The organism is Streptomyces sp. SYSU D01066-1, from assembly GCF_054956795.1.
In genome coordinates this window covers 25,530-43,446 of record NZ_JBUDHV010000028.1, presented here as the reverse complement: position 1 = coordinate 43,446, position 17,917 = coordinate 25,530, and the positions used below count along the sequence as shown (strand labels likewise).

At 73.0% G+C, this 17,917-nt stretch carries 10 protein-coding genes; 5 read left to right on the top strand and 5 right to left on the bottom strand.

Features of this window, described 5'->3' with window-relative positions; all coding sequences use genetic code 11:
* The first annotated feature begins 80 nt into the window (after positions 1 to 80).
* The 3 genes from ACY1JF_RS23055 to ACY1JF_RS23045 all read left to right on the top strand — a co-directional run bounded on the left by ACY1JF_RS23055 (position 81) and on the right by ACY1JF_RS23045 (position 4,347).
* Positions 81 to 2,276, top strand: a complete 2,196-nt coding sequence (locus ACY1JF_RS23055) for a CDP-glycerol glycerophosphotransferase family protein (RefSeq protein WP_462707106.1) — start codon at positions 81 to 83, stop codon at positions 2,274 to 2,276.
* A complete protein-coding gene (locus tag ACY1JF_RS23050; RefSeq protein ID WP_462707105.1) occupies positions 2,273 to 3,895 on the top strand; it encodes a glycosyltransferase family 2 protein in 1,623 nt (540 codons plus the stop codon). Before ACY1JF_RS23055 ends, ACY1JF_RS23050 begins: the two co-directional genes overlap by 4 nt.
* 74 nt (positions 3,896 to 3,969) lie before the next feature.
* A complete protein-coding gene (locus tag ACY1JF_RS23045) occupies positions 3,970 to 4,347 on the top strand; it encodes a nuclear transport factor 2 family protein (RefSeq protein ID WP_462707104.1) in 378 nt (125 codons plus the stop codon).
* A 206-nt stretch (positions 4,348 to 4,553) separates the two neighbouring features.
* Here the strand turns inward: ACY1JF_RS23045 and ACY1JF_RS23040 are convergent, their stop codons facing one another.
* The 4 genes from ACY1JF_RS23040 to ACY1JF_RS23025 form a co-directional block, all read right to left on the bottom strand.
* Positions 4,554 to 6,116: a hypothetical protein gene (locus ACY1JF_RS23040; protein ID WP_462707103.1), complete on the bottom strand. Its 1,563-nt coding sequence runs from the start codon at positions 6,114 to 6,116 to the stop codon at positions 4,554 to 4,556.
* A gap of 53 nt (positions 6,117 to 6,169) precedes the next feature.
* On the bottom strand, positions 6,170 to 11,113 hold the full coding sequence (locus ACY1JF_RS23035; protein WP_462707102.1) for an NAD-glutamate dehydrogenase: 4,944 nt from the start codon (positions 11,111 to 11,113) through the stop codon (positions 6,170 to 6,172).
* A 465-nt stretch (positions 11,114 to 11,578) separates the two neighbouring features.
* Complete coding sequence (locus ACY1JF_RS23030; protein WP_462707138.1) at positions 11,579 to 12,244, bottom strand: HAD family hydrolase; 666 nt, start codon at positions 12,242 to 12,244, stop codon at positions 11,579 to 11,581.
* A gap of 92 nt (positions 12,245 to 12,336) precedes the next feature.
* The gene (locus tag ACY1JF_RS23025; protein WP_215172386.1) at positions 12,337 to 12,852 is read right to left on the bottom strand and encodes a DUF6912 family protein; all 516 of its coding nucleotides are present in this window, start codon (positions 12,850 to 12,852) and stop codon (positions 12,337 to 12,339) included.
* A gap of 405 nt (positions 12,853 to 13,257) precedes the next feature.
* On the opposite strand from ACY1JF_RS23025, the gene ACY1JF_RS23020 reads away from it, so the two are divergent.
* Positions 13,258 to 14,013 (top strand): Rv3235 family protein, encoded by a 756-nt coding sequence (locus tag ACY1JF_RS23020; RefSeq protein WP_462707101.1) that lies wholly within the window; start codon positions 13,258 to 13,260, stop codon positions 14,011 to 14,013.
* A gap of 158 nt (positions 14,014 to 14,171) precedes the next feature.
* On the opposite strand, the gene secA is transcribed toward ACY1JF_RS23020, so the two are convergent.
* The gene (gene secA, locus ACY1JF_RS23015) at positions 14,172 to 16,991 is read right to left on the bottom strand and encodes a preprotein translocase subunit SecA (protein ID WP_462707100.1); all 2,820 of its coding nucleotides are present in this window, start codon (positions 16,989 to 16,991) and stop codon (positions 14,172 to 14,174) included.
* Between the two features lie 301 nt (positions 16,992 to 17,292).
* Here secA and ACY1JF_RS23010 point away from each other — a divergent pair, with 301 nt between their 5' ends.
* Positions 17,293 to 17,862, top strand: a complete 570-nt coding sequence (locus ACY1JF_RS23010) for a GNAT family N-acetyltransferase (protein WP_462707099.1) — start codon at positions 17,293 to 17,295, stop codon at positions 17,860 to 17,862.
* The last annotated feature ends 55 nt before the right edge of the window (positions 17,863 to 17,917 follow it).

The following is a 17,917-nucleotide window of genomic DNA, read 5'->3' as shown; positions in this document are numbered from 1 at the left end:
CTTAACCCTTCCGTCCCTTCGGTGCCACCATGTCCGAACAGGCATGCCGGGGAGCGCCGCGGACGAAGGAGACCACCGAGATGCCCGAACTCAGTGTCGTCGTCCACGGGCCCGACACCCAGGACCACCTGACCGGGCTCCTCGCCTCCCTGGCCGCCCGCCCGCACCCGGACGTCGAGGTCGTCGTCGCCGCCGTGGGCGACTGGGCGCGGGAGGCGGCCGAGCGGCACGCCCCGGCCTTCCAGGTGGTGCCGCTGCCGGACGGGACGGACGGGGCCGCCTCCCGGGCGGCGGGGGCGGCCCGGGCGACGGGCCGCTGGCTGCACTTCGTCCACGCCGGGGACGGGCTCCCCGCCGGCGCCCCGCGCACCGTCGCCGAGCGCGCCGCCGCCCTGCCCGACCAAGCCGAGGTCCTGCTCCTCGACCACGTCCGCTCCACCTGGCAAACCTCCGGCCGCCCCTCCCCCGACGGCCCCCCGCTGGCCCGCGCGGGCCGCGCCCCGCTCGCCCTCGACGACCACGCGCCCCTGCTGAGGACGGCTCCGCTGCTCGGCACCCGGGTGGTCCGGGCCGCGTTCTGGCGGGCCCACGAACGGTTCCTGACGTCGGGCCGCGACGAGCCGTTCGCCGCCCGCGCCGCGCTGCTCCTCGCCCACCGGGTCGCCACCCTGCCGCACCCCGCCTACGAGCACCGCCCGCCGCGCCCCGAGAGCCTCCCGCCGGTCCCCGCCGAGCAGCACCACGCCCTGGTCGACCGCTACGAGGCACTGCTCGATCTCGCGCGCGGCCGTCCGGCCCCGTACGCCGTGCTCTACGACCTGATGGTCCGCGACTGCCTGCGCACCTTCGTCCGCGCCGGGCTGCCCGAGCCCGTCGCCCGCCAGTTCTTCCGCCGCGCCTCGCTGGCCGCCCTGCGCCGCCGCCCCCAGGGGTACCGGCGCCCGCCCGGCACGGAGGGCCTGCGCCGCTCGCTCCTCGAAGAGGGCGCCTACACCGAGTACCGCGCCCTCCAGGCCGCCAACAAGGCCCGCCGCGCCGTGCGCGGGACCGTCCGCGCCCGCCGCCGTCGGACCGCCGCCCTGCTCCGCGACCACCAGTACCGCCGCGCGCTCACCGCCCCGGCCGACCCCGGCCTCGCGGTGTTCTCGGCGTACTGGAACCGCGGCGTGGCCTGCAACCCGGCCGCGATCGCCGCCAAGCTCGGCGAACTCGCCCCGTGGATCCGCCCGGTGTGGGTGGTCAACGCCGCCGACGCCGCCCTGCTGCCGCCCGGCACCGACCACGTCGTACCCGGCACCCGGCGCTGCGCGCAGGCGCTGGCTAGCGCCACGTACCTGGTCAACAACGTCAACTTCCCCGACTCCGTGGTCAAACGCCCGGACGCGGTCCACCTCCAGACCCACCACGGCACACCGCTCAAGCGCATGGGCCTGGACCAGCTCCCCTACCCGGCCGCCGCCCGCGGCCTCGACTTCCAGGCCCTCCTGGAACGCGTCGACAGATGGGACTTCAGCGTCAGCGCCAACAGTCACTCCACCCGCATGTGGCGGCGGGCGTACCCGGCGCGCTGGGTCTCCCTGGACCACGGCTATCCGCGCAACGACGTCTACTACACCGCCCGCGCCGCCGACATCCGCGCGATCCGCGCCCGCCTGGGCATCGCCCCCGGCCGCCGCGCCGTCCTCTACGCCCCCACCCACCGCGACTACGAGGCCGGCTGGACCCCCCGCCTCGACCTCGCCGCCCTCGCCGGCCGGCTCGGCGAGGAAACGGTTCTCCTGGTCCGCGCCCACTACTTCTACGGCTCCGCCCCCTCCCCCCTCACCGGTCCGCGCCGCACCGGCCGCGTCATCGACGTCTCCCCCTACGAGCCCGTGGAGGACCTCTGCCTGGCCGCCGACGCCCTGGTCACCGACTACTCGTCGATCATGTTCGACTACGCCAACCTCGATCGCCCGATCGTCGTCCACGCCGACGACTGGGAGGTCTACCGGCAGACCCGCGGCGTCTACTTCGACCTGCTGGCCGAGCCGCCCGGCCCGGTCGCCCGCACCCAGGCCGACCTGACGGAGATCCTCACCACGGACGCCTGGCGCGACGCGGGCGCGGCGCAGGCGCGGGCCGCCTTCCGCCGCCGCTTCTGCGAGTACGACGACGGACGCGCCGCCGAACGCGTCGTACGCCGGGTCTTCCTCGGCCAGGACGAGGACGCGCTGCCCCCGGTGGTGCCCCTGGCGGAGCGCGCCCCGGCGCCGACCCCCGAGGAGGCCGCGTGACCCGCCCCGACGACACCGTCACCGTCGTCGTCATCGTCCACAACGACGCCGGACGCCTCCCCAGGGCCGTCGCCTCCGTCCGCCACCAGACCCACGCCGACCTGGAGATCGTCATCAGCGACGACCACTCCACGGACGGCACCCCGGCCGTCGCCCGCGCCCTGGCCGCCGAGGACCACCGGATCCGCTACGTCCGCCTGCCCGAGAACAGCGGCGGCTGCGGCGCCCCGCGCAACCGCGGCATCGAGCTTTCCCGCGCCCCGTACCTGATGTTCCTGGACAGCGACGACGAACTGCCCGAACGGGCCGTCGAGACCCTGCTCGCCGCCCACCGCGCCCGCGACCTCGACTTCGCGATGGGCGCGGTGCACCGCATCCGTGTCGACAACGGCCGCCGCTCCACCTGGATGCCGCACCTGGTCGCCGAAGACCGCACCCTCGACGGCATCGAGGCCGACCCCCGGCTCTTCTTCGAGCACCTCGCCACCAGCAAGATGTACGCCCGTGCCTTCCTCGACCGGCACCACCTCCGCTTCCCCGAGGGCGTCCACTACGAGGACCAGCTCTTCACTGCCCAGGCGTACTGCCTGGCCAAGACGTTCACGATCGTCCCGGAGCCGGTCTACCTCTGGTACGTCGCCCCGTACGCCGCCCCCGCCGCCGCCTCCCTCTCCAACCAGCGCGACCGGCTGGCCAACGTCGCCGACCGGATCCGCGTACAACGCCTGATCGACGCGTTCCTCGCCGAGAGCGGGCACGAGTCGCTGCGGGAGGACAAGGACCACAAGTTCCTCAAGCACGACTTCCGGATGTACGCCGGTGACCTGCCCTACCGCGACGAGGCGTGGCTCGCCTCCTTCGCGGACCTCGTCGTCCCCTACCTGGACACCCTCGCGCCGGGGGCGTACGCCCGGCTGCCGCGCGCCGAACGGGTCGTCGTCCAGCTCGTCCGCGACCGGCGGTTCGCCGACGCCCGGCAGGCCGCGCGGGGCCTGGGGCACGACGTGGCACCCCGGCGGATCACCACCGGCCCCGACGGCCGGACGTACTGGGGGGAGCGGGTTCCGGAGGGTGCCGCGGCCCGCCGCGAGCTGGACCTCACCGACCTGGAACCGGACACCCGGCCGTTCTTCGACGCCCTGTTCCGGCACGAGATCACGGACGTCGGCCGGGGCCCCGGCGCCTCGGTCGACCTGGCCGTCCGCACCTACGACCCGGCCCTGCGCCTCCCGGTCGGCCCCCGGCGCGCCGCCCTCCTCCTCACCCCGGGCAGACACCGGATGACGGTCCCCTTCCGTCTCTCCCCCGTCCGCCCCGGCGTCTTCGAGGGCCGCGTCCGCCTGGACCTGGCGGCGGCCCGCCTGCCCCTGTGGGGCTTCGACGGCGTACGGCACCCGGTGCTCCGCCTGCGCCACGAGGGCCGTACCCACACGGGCCTCCTCCTGGCCCCGCCCGCCTTCCCCTCTTTCACGGCCCGCGTCCCCTACCGCTCCGGCGCCACGCCCCACCGGCTCACCGTCGAGCCGGAGGGCCACGCGCCGGGCCGCCTCCAGTTCCGCTGGCAGCCGGTGGGCGCGACGGCGACGGTGCTGCGCCCACTCGTCCGCCGCCTGCGCTGACCGGGCGGGCGTGCCGCGTCCGGGAGGCGCTCGCGCGACGGCCGCCTGCGCGAAGGGGCTGGTATTACTGGTGCATGCATGAAGAGGCCGCGCAGTCCGCGATCGACACGTTCATCTCCGCGTTCAACGCCTCCGACGACAGCTATGTGACGGGACTGCTCTCCCAGGCCCTGACCCCGGACGTGGTCTTCTGGGGACCGCTGGGACGCAGCGAGGGGATCGAGGCGGTCGAACGGTTCGTGCTGGACATCCGGCGCCACCCGGCGGGGGCCGGCACGATGGTGCGCTGCTCGGCGGTGGACATGCCGGACGAGTGGGCCCGCTACCGATGGGTCTTCACCACACCGGACGCGGGCCCCCGCCTGACGGGCACGGACGTCGTCCACCTGCGGCGCAACCTCATCGACCAGGTCATCGTCTTCGCGGGCGAGATCGAGCCGCCGTCCGCCTGAGCCGCCCGCCCGTCCGAGCCGCCGCCTGAGTCACCGCCCGTCCGAGCCGCCGCCCGCCTGAGCCGCCCGAGCCGGCGCCCCTCCGTCCGAGTCATCTCCCGTCCGAGCCGCCGCCCGCCACAGCCCTGCCTCGTTCCTCCCCGCCCGGCGGCGGACGCCAACGCCGCCGCGGGCGCGGGCGCGTGCGGAGAGCGGTCCGGGGGAAATCAGGACGCCGCCCCGTCAGGCCGGGCGGCAGGGGCGGCAGGGGCGGGCACGCCCCGGCCGCGACCCCGGCCCACGACCTCGTACAGCACCTGCCCACCCGGCCCCCGGGCCACCGCCCGCAGCCCCTCGTCCGCGCCCCCCTCCCGGTCCACCACCCACCGCACCCGGTAGGCCCGCAGGATCCGCCACCGCTCCCCCGCCGGCACCCCCTCCCCGAAGTACCTGCGCACCGCCCTCCCCCGCCGCGCCTCGTCCGGCAGGAAGAAGTCGGGATACCCGGGCGCCACCGTGTACGCCCCGTACGCCGGAATCCGCCGCGCCGCCCCGGTCCGCGCCATGACCACGTCCCCGTACCGCACCCACGGCGTGATCCAGTGGTACCCCTGCCAGGGCTCCCGGTACTTGGCCGCCAGCACCCCCGGCAGCCCCCCGCGCCCGGTCACGTATCCGACCGTCCCCGCCTGCGCCCAGGCCCCCACCGCCAGCGCCCCGGCCAGTACGCACGCGGCCCCGGCCCGCACGCCCCGCCGGCCCGCCGCCACCGCCCCCGCACCCTCCACCGCCGCCGCGATCTGCGCCGGGATGACCACCGCCGGCAGCGCCCGCCCCCACGACCAGTGCCCGCCGGCCGCCCCCGCCCCGACCACGACCGCCCCCAGCACGAAGAACAGCACCAGCACGTCCCACCGGTCCCGTCCCCACCGCACCCCCAGCGCGACGACTCCCACCAGCACCAGCCAGTACCGCCCGGCCACGTCCTCGTACAACGGCCGGTGCACCGCCTCCAGCCCGCCCCCCGCCCCGAACAGCGCGAAGAAGTCGTAGTACGGCCACGCCCACAGCACCCCCGCCCCGAGCACCACCCCGCCCACGATCCGCGCCCCGGCCGCGGGCCACGCCCGCCGCCCCGCGACCAGCACGGCGACGGCCCCCAATGAGGCCACCACCCCCGTGAACTGATGGCACAGCAGCACCACCGCCCACAGCACCCCGAGCCCCAGCCACTGCCCCCACCCGCCCCCGCCGCCGACCGCCGACGCCAGCCCGGCCCACAGGTGGAAGGCGAGCCCCAGGGCGAGCACACTCGGGTACGCCACGGTCAGCGCGAGCGAGTTCAGCCCGAGGAACCCGCTCCAGGCGAACACCTCGGTCCCCCACAGCAGCAGCAGACACAGCCATGCCAGCGCCGGCGCCGCCCGGTTCCCGCTGAGCGTCCGCACGTACCGCCACACGCCCGTCACCAGCAGCCCCAGCCCGGCCAGCGCGCCCAGCCGCAGCACCACGAAGACCGAGGCCCCGCTGACCTTGGCGACGGCCCCGAGGACGACCGTCCACGGCGAGTAGTACGGGCTCGGCGTGTCCGCGTCGACCAGCGGATTGCCGGGGTCGGTCAGGCTGTGCCGCAGCCGTTCGACGGTGGCGGCGTGCAGCCCGAGGTCACCGGCCCACGGCAGCCGGACCACGACCAGCAGCAGCAGAAAAAGCACGAGCACGGCGACCGCCCAGGGGACGGCCACCGTGCTCGGCCTGGAACCCGACGCGGACCCGGACCGCCCAGCCATCCGGCCACTTTATCCGGGATGTTCCGAATGTCCGGTCAGCTGAGGGTCGCCGGTCACGAATGCGTGCGCAGCAGCGTCCGCATCGTCCGCATCGCCACCGACAGATTGGCCAGATCGAACGCGTCCGAACTCCGGATCTCCTCCAGCGTGGCCCGCGCCCGCCCGAGGATCGCCGCGTTCTTCCGCTCCCACACCTCGAACCGCTGCTCCGGCGTCGACGTGCCGTTGCCCGCCGCCAGCACGTCGGCGGTGAGCGCGGCGTGCGCCGCGTACAGGTCCTCGCGGATCGACGCACGGGCCATGGACTGCCAGCGGTCCGCGCGCGGCAGCTCGCTGATGCGGTCCATCAGCTGGGCGATGCCCAGCCGGTCGGCGAGGTCGTAGTACACCTCGGCGACGTCCAGCGGTTCCTTGCCGGTGCGGTCGGCCACCGAGACGATGTCCAGCGTCGGGAAGGCCGAGGAGAACCCGGCCACCCGGGTCGCCACCTCCTCCGGGACGCCCGCGCCGGTCAGCTCGTCGTGGATGCGCTGATACCACTCGGCGTCCGCGCCGCGCAGCAGCTTCGGCAGCTGCGCCCAGACCTGCTCGACCCGCTCGGCGAAGAAGTCGACCGTCTCGGCGAGCTGGAGCGGCTGCGGCCGGTTGTTCAGCAGCCAGCGCGTGCCGCGCTCGACCAGGCGGCGCGAGTGCAGCCGCATCCGGGTCAGGACGCCGGCGTCGACCGTGTTGTCCAGGCCCTCCACCGCGTCCCACACCGAGTACGAGCGGAAGATGGCGCGGGCCGCGGTCTGCGCCCGCACGATCTCCTCCAGCGAGGCGCCCGTCTCCTCGCGCAGCCGGTGCAGATACGTCGTACCGCCCGTGTTGACCGTGTCGTTGACCAGCACGGTCGTGGTGATCTCGCGGCGCAGCGGGTGGCGGTCGATCCGGTCGGCGAACTGCTCGCGCAGCGCGGTCGGGAAGTACGCGTGCAGCAGCGTCCTCAGGTACGGGTCGTCGGGCAGCGAGGTGTGCAGCAGCTCCTCGGCGACCGTGATCTTCGTGTACGCCAGCAGCACGGCCGTCTCCGGGCCGGTCAGCCCGCGCCCGTTGCTGAGCCGCTCGCGGATCTGGCGGTCGGTGGGCAGGAACTCCAGCGCCCGGTCCAGGTGGCCCGCGCGCACCAGGTGCTTCATGAACCGCTGCTGCGCGTGGAGCATGTCCTTGGACTGGGCCAGCGCGTTGGCGATCGCCGTGTTCTGGGCGTAGTTGTTGCGCAGCACCAGCCGGCCGACCTCGTCGGTCATCCCGGCGAGCACCTTGTTGCGCTGCTTCACCGTCATGTCGCCGTCCGCGACCAGACCGTTGAGCAGGATCTTGATGTTCACCTCGTGGTCGGAGGTGTCCACGCCCGCGCTGTTGTCGATGGCGTCGGTGTTGACCCGGCCGCCCTTGGCGGCGAACTCGATCCGGCCCAGCTGGGTCAGGCCCAGGTTGCCGCCCTCGCCGACGACCTGGACGCGCAGGTCCCTGCCGTCGACGCGGATGGCGTCGTTGGCCTTGTCGCCGACGTCGGCGTTGGACTCGGTGGACGCCTTGACGTACGTACCGATGCCGCCGTTCCACAGCAGGTCGACCGGTGCCTGGAGGATCGCCTTCATCAGGTCGGCCGGGGTCATCTTGGAGACCTTGCCCTCGATGCCCAGGGCCTGCCGGATGTGCGCGTTGACCGGGATCGACTTGGCCGTACGCGGGAAGATCCCACCGCCCGCCGACAGCAGCTCCTTGTCGTAGTCCGCCCAGGAGGAGCGCGGCAGCTCGAAGAGGCGGCGGCGCTCGGCGTAGGAGACGGCCGCGTCGGGCTCGGGGTCGATGAAGATGTGCCGGTGGTCGAAGGCGGCGACCAGGCGGATGTGCTCGCTGAGCAGCATGCCGTTGCCGAACACGTCGCCGGACATGTCGCCGATGCCGACGACCGTGAAGTCCTCGCTCTGGGTGTCGGTGCCCAGCTCCCGGAAGTGCCGCTTCACGGACTCCCAGGCACCCCGGGCGGTGATGCCCATGCCCTTGTGGTCGTAGCCGGCCGAGCCGCCGGAGGCGAAGGCGTCGCCGAGCCAGAAGTCGTAGGACTCGGCGACCTCGTTGGCGATGTCGGAGAAGGTGGCGGTGCCCTTGTCGGCGGCGACGACCAGGTAGGTGTCGTCCCCGTCGTGCCGGACCACGTCGGCGGGCGGGACGACCTCGCCGGCCACCATGTTGTCGGTGATGTCCAGCAGGGCGGAGATGAAGCACTTGTAGCTGGCGATGCCTTCCGCCATCCACGCGTCCCGGTCCACGCCGGGGTCGGGCAGCTGCTTGGCGACGAAGCCGCCCTTGGCGCCGACCGGCACGATGACGGTGTTCTTCACCATCTGCGCCTTGACCAGGCCGAGGATCTCGGTGCGGAAGTCCTCCCTGCGGTCCGACCAGCGCAGGCCGCCGCGGGCGACCTTGCCGAACCGCAGGTGCACGCCCTCGACGCGCGGCGAGTACACCCAGATCTCGAACGCCGGCCGGGGCGCGGGGAGGTCGGGGATGGCCTGCGGGTCGAACTTCATGGAGACGTAGTCGTGCGGCAGGCCCGCTTGCGTGCGCTGGAAGAAGTTGGTGCGCAGCGTCGCCTTGATGACGGTGAGGAAGGCCCGCAGGATGCGGTCCTCGTCGAGGCTGGCCACCTGGTCGAGGGCGGCCTCCAGCTCTTCGAGGAGGGCGTCGACGATCTCGTGCCCGGCGCGCTGCCGGTCGGGCGACATCCGCGCCTCGAACAGCGAGACGAGCAGCCGGGTGGTGTGGACGTTGTTGCGGAGGGTGTCCTCCATGTAGTCCTGGCTGAACGTCGAACCGGCCTGGCGCAGGTACTTGGCGTACGCGCGCAGCACCATCGCCTGCCGCCAGGTCAGCCCGGCACTGAGTACCAGGGCGTTGAAGCCGTCGTTCTCCGCCTTGCCGTTCCAGGCCGCGGCGAACGCGTCCTGGAAGCGCTCACGGGCGTCGTCGCCGAGGTAGTCGGCGCCGCCGGCCACCGCCTTCGGCATGCGCAGCCCGAAGTCGTAGATCCAGGCGGTGGTGGTGCGGTCGGCGCAGCGCAGCTCGTAGGGGCGTTCGTCGGTGACCTCGACGCCGAGCCGGCTGAGCACCGGCAGGACGGCGGAGAGGGAGACCGAGCCGCCCTTCTGGTAGATCTTGAACCGGCGTTCCTCGGGCGCGGCGCCGACCGGCTCGTACAGGCTCAGCGCGAAGGTGCGCTCCTCGTCCAGCGCTTCGAGGTGGGCGAGGTCGGCGACGGCCGAGCGCGGGCCGTGGTCGGCCTTGTAGCCCTCGGGGAAGGCGCTGCCGTAGCGGCGCAGCAGCTCGGCGGAGCGCTCCTCGCCGAACTCCGCGGTGAGCGCCTCGGCGAACCCGTCCGCCCAGGAGCGGGCGGCCTCCACCAGGCGGGCCTCGATGCGGTCCTTGTCGGCGTCGGACAGCTGGGGCAGCTCGGTGCCCTGCGGGACGCGGACGACGAAGTGCAGCCGGGAGAGGATCGACTCGGTGTTCCAGGCGGTGAAGTCGACGCTGGTGCCGCCGAGTTCCTCCTTGAGGATGTCGATGATCCGCAGCCGGACGCCGGTGGTGTAGCGGTCGCGGGGGAGGTAGACGAGGGCGGAGTAGTAGCGCCCGTACTCGTCCTGGCGGAGGTAGAGCCGCAGCCGGCGGCGCTCCTGGAGGTAGAGCACGGAGGTCGCGATGGCCTGCAGTTCGCCCACCGGCGTCTGGAACAGCTCGTCGCGCGGGTACGTCTCCAGGATCTGGAGCAGGTCGCGGCCGTCGTGGCTGTTGGACGAGAACCCGGCCCGCTCCAGCACCTCCCGCACCTTGCGCCGGATGACCGGCACCCGGCGGACGGACTCGGTGTAGGCGGCGGAGGAGAACAGGCCGAGGAAGCGGCGCTCCCCGACGACATTGCCCTCGGCGTCGAACTTCTTGACCCCGACGTAGTCCAGGTAGGAGGGCCGGTGCACGGTGGCCCGGCTGTTGGCCTTGGTCAGCACCAGCAGCCTGTGCTCGCGGGCCTTGGCCCGGGCGTCGGCGGGCAGCCGCTCGAAGGACGGGCTGACCGGGTGGTCCTCGCCCGACTCGTGGTGCGGGTCGGCGCGCAGGATGCCGAGGCCGGAGCCGGGGACGGCGGCGAGGGAGTCGTCGCCGCGCAGCTGGTACTCGCGGTAGCCGAGGAAGGTGAAGTGGTCGTCGGCCAGCCAGCGCAGCAGCTCGCGGGCCTCCTCCAGCTCCTGCGGGTCGAGGTCGTCGGGGGCGGGCTCGGCGGGCAGGTCCTCGGCGAGGCGGACGGCCGCCTCGCGCATCTTGCCCCAGTCCTCGACGGCCTCGCGGACGTCGGACAGGACCCGCAGCAGATCGGCGGTGATCTGCTTCAGGTCGGCGCGGTCGGTCTCGCGGTCGATCTCGACGTGGATCCAGGACTCGACGTGCGCGTCGTGCGGCAGGTCCTTGCCGGGCGGGGTGGTGAGCACCTCGACGAGCTTGCCGGTGACGTCGCGCCGCACCACGAACTGCGGGTGGACGACGACGTGGATGCCGCGTCCCTGCCGCGTCAGTTCGTTGGTGACGGAGTCCACCAGGAAGGGCATGTCGTCCGTGACCACCTCGACCACGGTGTGACTGCACGTCCAGCGGTTCTCCTCGACCGTCGGGGTGTGCACCCGGACGTTGGCCGTGCCCTGCGGACGGTTCTCGGCCAGCCGGTGGTGCGAGACGGCCGCTCCGAAGACGTCGACCGGTTCCCGGTCGCCCAGGTCCTCCGGGGCGGTGTGCCGGTAGTAGCGCTGGAGGAACGCGAACACGGATTCACGGTCCAGGGTGTCCGGGGAGCCCTTGTCCGTCGGCCCGGTCGGTAGGTATCCCCCGACCGGGCTGTTCTCAGCTACCCGTGCGGCCCTGTCGAGCAACTCGGTCTTTGCTTCGTCCAGCTTGGTCTGCATTGTCCTCTGGCTCCTGTCGCGCGCCGTTGCGTGACGTAGAAGGAAGTACGGTCTCCCGCCTCCCGACGCAACGCCCAGACGCGGGGTGTCCGTTCTGTTCCGACGCTATGCCGCAAGGTGAGAGGAGCGGGGGCATATCAGCCATGTCCGACGCGTCCGCCGGGTGTGACACCGCTCTCGCCGGTGGCACCGTCCGGGGAACACACGGCGCCTCGGGGCTCCTCGACGCCCCGTCCCGCCCGCGAGGACCAGCGACCGCCACCCGGTCACGGATGTGGTCCGTGCTCTCCGGGCGCAGGGCAGGGACACAGAGGCCCCCGCGAGCTATCGCGCTGATCACGCCATAAGGCTATCGCTCCTTCCCTGGAACCCGTCATGAGCCGCAGGTGTACAAAAACGGGGGCGGAACTTCACCGGTCCGCACAGTGGCGGGCGCGCGGGGGCTGTGCGGGTCCCCCGCGCCGCTCACGCCGCCAGCCGCCCGGCCTCCTCGACCGCCTCCGCCAGCGTGTCCACCACGGGCACACCGGCCTGCTCCAGGCTCGCCCGGCTGTGCGAGCCGCCGGTGTACAGCACCGCCCGCGCCCCCGCGTGGCGCGCGGCGGTCGCGTCGTCGACGGCGTCCCCGATGACGACCGTCCGGGCGGGCTCCACCCCGGCCAGCGCCGCCAGGTGCCGCACCATGTGCTCGGCCTTGCCGCCGCCGGAGGGGCCGGTCCGTCCGTCGACCCGTATGAAGTGCGTCTCGATCCCGAATCCGCGCACCATCGGGACCAGTTCCTCATGGCCGTACAGGCTGAGGATCGACTGGCTGTGCCCCGCCGACCGCCACTGCGCGAGCAGCTCCGTCGCCCCGTCGGCGAGCCCGCACCGCACCCGGTGCGCGGTGTAGTGGCGGTGGAAGGCCTCGTCCATGACCCGCCACTCGGCGTCGGTGGGCAGCCTCCCCATCAGCCGCTCGTAGAACTTGGGCACCGGTACGCAGTACAACGCCCGGTACCGCTCCAGCGTGATGGGCTCCAGGCCCAGCTCGGCGAAGGCCGCGTTCGTCGCCCCGATGATCGCGTCGTTGTCGTGGAACAGCGTGCCGTTCCAGTCCCAGACGATGTGCGCCCCTGTCCGCGTTCGCATCCCCATGCCCGCAAACGTACCCGCCGCCACTGACAATCAGGGGTCACCGTGCGTGACCACCCCGGTCGCCCCGGCGGTGGAGCCGCGGGCGGTCAGCCGGCGAGCCCCACGAGGTTCGGGATCTCCTGCGTCGCGTACCACAGCAGTTCGTGGTCCTCGGCCCCGTCCACCACGAACTGGGCGTCGTCGTCCCCGCCGTCCGCCGCCGCGAGCGCGTCGGCCGCGGCGCTCACGTCCGCCTCCGCGTCGGCGGAGTCGACGTGCACCGCCGCCGCCTTGCCGAGCGGCACGCTCCCGGCGACCCGGACCTCGCCGAGCGCGGCCGGGTCCGGTCCCCGGCCGGGGTCGGCCGCCGCGGTGCCGTCGGGCACGTCGACGGCGACCACGACCCGGCGCCGGGGGGCCGCGGCGTCCCCGGCCAGCAGCCGCAGGGAGGCCAGGGCGGCCCGGTTGAGGGCGGCGTACTCCAGTTCCTCGATGTCGTCCGAGAGGTACCACTCGCGCAGCGCGGGCGTGACGGCGTAGGCGGTGAACGGCCCGCTCCCCAGGTGCCCCGACCGGTGCGCCTCGGCGAGACCGGGGAGGGTCAGGGGGACGTAGACGCGCATGGCTGGCCGCTTTCGTGTGGGTCGGATCGGGTCGGGTCGGGGACGGTCCGGATCGGGGACCGGTTCGAGTCGGTGCGGGGGGGGCGGGTGCGGGGGTGGTGCGAGGGGCGGTGTGGGGTCGGTTCGGGGATCGGTCCGGGGCGGAGGAGTCATCAGGATACGCGCCGGGGGTCCCCCATCGAGTTCCCCGCCGAGTCGCCGGAGGCGTCCACTTGGGGCCGGGGATTCACCCGGTACGCCCTTGCCGTTCCGGGACCGACGCCGGCTCGGTCACCCTGATAGGTGAACTCCACGCCCCTCTCCGCCGCGTCCGCACCCCCTTGCCAGCGGGCCGCCGCACCCCGTACAAGATCCGCGACAGCAAGTTACCGCCCGGTATGTCACGGGCCGCCGAACGGGGATCCCATGAACAAGGTCATGAGCAGGGCCACGAACAGGGCGCAGCACCACCACCCCGGCTCCCGCCCGCCCGGCCGTCCCGGCTCCCGCCCGCCCGGCCGCCGCGACTCCCGCCGCCCCGCCGGCGCTCCGCCCCGCGGCCCCGGAACGGCCGCCGCCCGGACCGCCGTGCCCGAGGAGTGGCCACCGGGCTCCTCCCCGAGGCCCGTCCAGCACCGCACCCGCCCCCAGGACACCCGTCCGCCGGGCTCCCCCGGCGACTCCCCGGCCACCGGCCGCGTGACCGCCCCGGTCCGGAAACGGCCCGTACGCCCGGCCACCTTGGACCGGCGGGCCGCCGGCGGCCGTCAGGAGAGCCTCCCCGCCCCGGCAGCCGCCCCGGCAGGCCGGGCGGGGACGAGGGCCGTGGCGGGCGTCCCGCAGCCCCGCCCCGCCGATCTCTTCGCGGAGCGGCTCCTCGCGGTGCTCAGCGGGCGCAGCCCGGTCCACTCCATGCTCCGGCACACCGTCGGCCAGGCCTACGACGAGCTGGCCCGGCTCGCCGAGCGCGGCCCCCTGCGCACCCGTGGCACCCGGCCCGTCGTACGGGACATCGGCTGGTTCGAACCGCGTCCCGGGGCCGTGGAGGTCTTCGCCCGCATCGGCGCGGGCGACCAGCTCCGGGCGATGGCCTTCCGCCTGGAGCGCGGACCGGACCTGCGCTGGCGCTGCACCGCCGTGGAACTGGGCGGCCCCCGCCCGCCCCGCGAGGCCCTCCGCTGACCGGGGTGACCGGACTGACCGGACTGACCGGACTGACCGGGCTGACCGAGGCGAACAGGCTGACCGGGGTGAACGCCCGGAGGGCCGGGCGCCCTCGGGTGACCCGGCCCTCCGCCCCGCGGCGGCCCGCGGCGGCCGGACCGCCGCGGACACCGCCGTCACTTCTTGCGGCGCCGCCCGCCCTTCGCCTGCTTGCGGCGCTCCGCGCGGGTGAGGCCGTCGCTCTCGGAGCGGGCCGGCTCCTCGTCGGCGCGCTCCTCCCGCTCGACGACACCGCCCTCGCCGTCCACGGTCGGCGCGGACAGGTGGAGGTTGCGCCGCTGCGGGGCGTCGAGCCCCTTGGCGCGGATCTCGGGCCGCGAGGCACCCGCCTGGGCCGGCACCGTGTCCTGCGGACCCTTCTCCAGGGACGGCTTCTCGTCCTCGACGGGGACCTCCTCGACCTGCTGCTCGACCTGGACCTCCAGGTTGAACAGGTAGCCGACGGACTCCTCCTTGATGCCGTCCATCATCGCGGTGAACATGTCGAAGCCCTCGCGCTGGTACTCGACCAGCGGGTCCTTCTGCGCCATGGCGCGCAGGCCGATGCCCTCCTGGAGGTAGTCCATCTCGTAGAGGTGCTCACGCCACTTGCGGTCCAGGACCGACAGCACGACCCGGCGCTCCAGCTCCCGCATGATCTCGGAGCCGAGCTGCTTCTCCCGCGCCTCGTACTGCTCGCTGATGTCGTCCTTGATGGACTCCTCGATGTACTCGGCGGTCAGCCCGGCCCGGTCGCCGGCCGCCTCCTCCAGCTCCTCGATGGTGACCTTCACCGGGTAGAGCTGCTTGAAGGCGCCCCACAGCCGGTCCAGGTCCCAGTCCTCCGGGAAGCCCTCGGCGGTCTCGGCCCGCACGTAGGCCTCGATCGTGTCGTGCATGAAGTGCTGGATCTGCTCCCGGAGGTCCTCGCCCTCCAGGACGCGGCGCCGCTCGCCGTAGATGACCTCGCGCTGCCGGTTGAGGACCTCGTCGTACTTCAGGACGTTCTTGCGGGTCTCGAAGTTCTGCTGCTCGACCTGCGACTGGGCGGACGCGATCGCGCGCGTGACCATCTTGTTCTCGATCGGCACGTCGTCCGGCACGTTCGCCATGGACATCACGCGCTCGACCATCTGGGCCTTGAACAGGCGCATCAGGTCGTCGCCGAGGGAGAGGTAGAACCGGGACTCGCCGGGGTCGCCCTGGCGGCCGGAGCGACCGCGCAGCTGGTTGTCGATACGCCGCGACTCGTGCCGCTCGGTACCGAGCACGTACAGTCCGCCGAGCCGCTCGACCTCTTCCTTCTCGGCCTTGACGGCCTGCTCGGCGCGCTCCAGGGCGGCGGGCAGGGCCGCGGCCCACTCCTCGATGTGCTCCTCGGGGTCGAGGCCGCGCTGGCGCAGCTCCGCCTCGGCGAGGTCCTCGGGGTTGCCGCCGAGCTTGATGTCCGTACCGCGGCCGGCCATGTTGGTGGCGACCGTCACGGCACCCTTGCGGCCGGCCTGGGCGACGATCGTCGCCTCCCGGTCGTGCTGCTTGGCGTTGAGCACCTCGTGCTGGATGCCGCGCTTGGAGAGCTGCTGCGAGAGGTACTCGGACTTCTCGACCGAGGTGGTGCCGACCAGGATCGGCTGGCCCTTCTCGTGCTTCTCGGCGATGTCGTCGACGACCGCCTCGAACTTGGCGACCTCGGTGCGGTAGATCAGGTCGGACTGGTCCTTGCGGATCATCGGCTTGTTGGTCGGGATCGGGACCACGCCGAGCTTGTAGATCTGGTGGAACTCGGCGGCCTCGGTCATCGCCGTACCGGTCATGCCGGAGAGCTTGTCGTAGAGGCGGAAGAAGTTCTGCAGGGTGATCGTGGCGAGGGTCTGGTTCTCGTCCTTGATGTCCACCCCCTCCTTCGCCTCGATCGCCTGGTGCATGCCCTCGTTGTAGCGGCGGCCGGCGAGGATACGGCCGGTGTGCTCGTCGACGATCATGACCTCGCCGTCGATGACGACGTAGTCCTTGTCCTTCTTGAACAGTTCCTTCGCCTTGATGGCGTTGTTCAGATAGCCGACGAGCGGGGTGTTGACCGACTCGTAGAGGTTGTCGATGCCCAGCCAGTCCTCGACCTTGGAGACGCCGGACTCGTGGATGGCGACCGTGCGCTTCTTCTCGTCGACCTCGTAGTCGCCGGTCTCCTCGATGCCCTTGAGCGGGTTGCCGGCCTCACCGCGCTTGAGGCGGGTGACCAGCTTGGCGAAGTCTCCGTACCACTTGGTGGCCTGGTCGGCCGGGCCGGAGATGATCAGCGGCGTGCGGGCCTCGTCGACGAGGATGGAGTCGACCTCGTCGACGATGGCGAAGTTGTGGCCGCGCTGGACGAGCTCGTCCTTGGACCACGCCATGTTGTCGCGCAGGTAGTCGAAGCCGAACTCGTTGTTCGTGCCGTACGTGATGTCGCAGCCGTACATCTCGCGGCGCTGGGCCGGCGTCATGTTGGCGAGGATGCAGCCGACCTCGAGGCCGAGGAACTTGTGGACGCGGCCCATCATCTCGGAGTCGCGCTCGGCCAGGTAGTCGTTGACCGTGACGATGTGGACGCCGTCGCCGGACAGCGCGTTCAGGTACGCGGGCAGGGTGCCGACGAGGGTCTTGCCCTCACCGGTCTTCATCTCGGCGACGTAGCCCATGTGCAGGGCGGCGCCGCCCATCAGCTGCACGTCGTAGTGGCGCTGGCCGAGGACGCGCTTGGCGGCCTCGCGGACGGTGGCGAAGGCCTCGGGCAGCAGGTCGTCCAGGCTCTCACCGTCGGCGTAGCGCTGCTTGTACTCATCGGTGAGGGCCCGCAGCTCGGCGTCGGAGAGGTCGACGAAGTCCTCTTCGATGGAGTTGACCTGGTCCGCGATGCGGTGCAGCTTGCGCAGGATCTTGCCTTCGCCTGCACGCATGATCTTCGAGAGGACGGACACGGGGGTTGGTCTCCTTGCCGGTCGGGCCTGGGACGGTCGTTTTCCATTGGGCGTGAGTGAGCAACGGCCATCGTAAGCGAGGACACCGTCACGCCGGGAGGCCTGCCACGACGACTACCGCCCGCCGCCGCGCACCGCCTCGGCCCCGCTCCGGTCCCGCTCCGATCCGCTCTCACCCATGACAACGTGCGGGCCCGGCCGATGGTGCCGCGCGACGCCGACGATTTGCGCGAAACGTGACCGTCCGCGCACGCACGGCGAAGTGATGGCGCCCCGCGCGCACCGCGCGCAGAATCGGCCGATGGAACCCCATACGCTCACCACCGAACGGCTCCTGCTGCGCACGGTCGGCCCCCGGGACACCGACGCCGTCCTCGCCGCCTGTCAGGACCCCGACATCCAGCGCTGGACCGCGGTCCCCTCCCCTTATCTGCGGGAACACGCGCGTGTCTTCACCGAGCGGCTGGTCCCGGCCGGCTGGGCGAACGCCACGATGTTCACCTTCGGCGCCTTCCTGCCCGCCGGGGACCTGGCCGCCGTGGTCGGCCTCACCGCGCTCTCCCCGGGCGCGGCCGAGATCGGTTTCTGGGGCGCCGAGGAACACCGGGGCAACGGCTACGTCACCGAGGCCGTCCGCGCCGTCTCCCGCTGGGCCTTCACCCGGCGCTCGGTCGACCGCGTGGAGTGGCGGGCCGAGGTGGGCAACGCGGGCTCCCGCGCGGTGGCCGCGCGCGCCGGGTTCACCATGGAGGGCACGCTGCGCTCGGCGATCGACAACAAGGGCGTGCGCCGTGACTGCTGGATCGGCTCCCTGCTCCCGTCCGACCTGGGCCTGCCGTCGACGGCCCCCTACATACCCGCCCGGCCGTAGGACCTGTCGCGCGGGGCCGCCCCCGCTGTCAGTGCCACCCCTTATCGTGCGGACG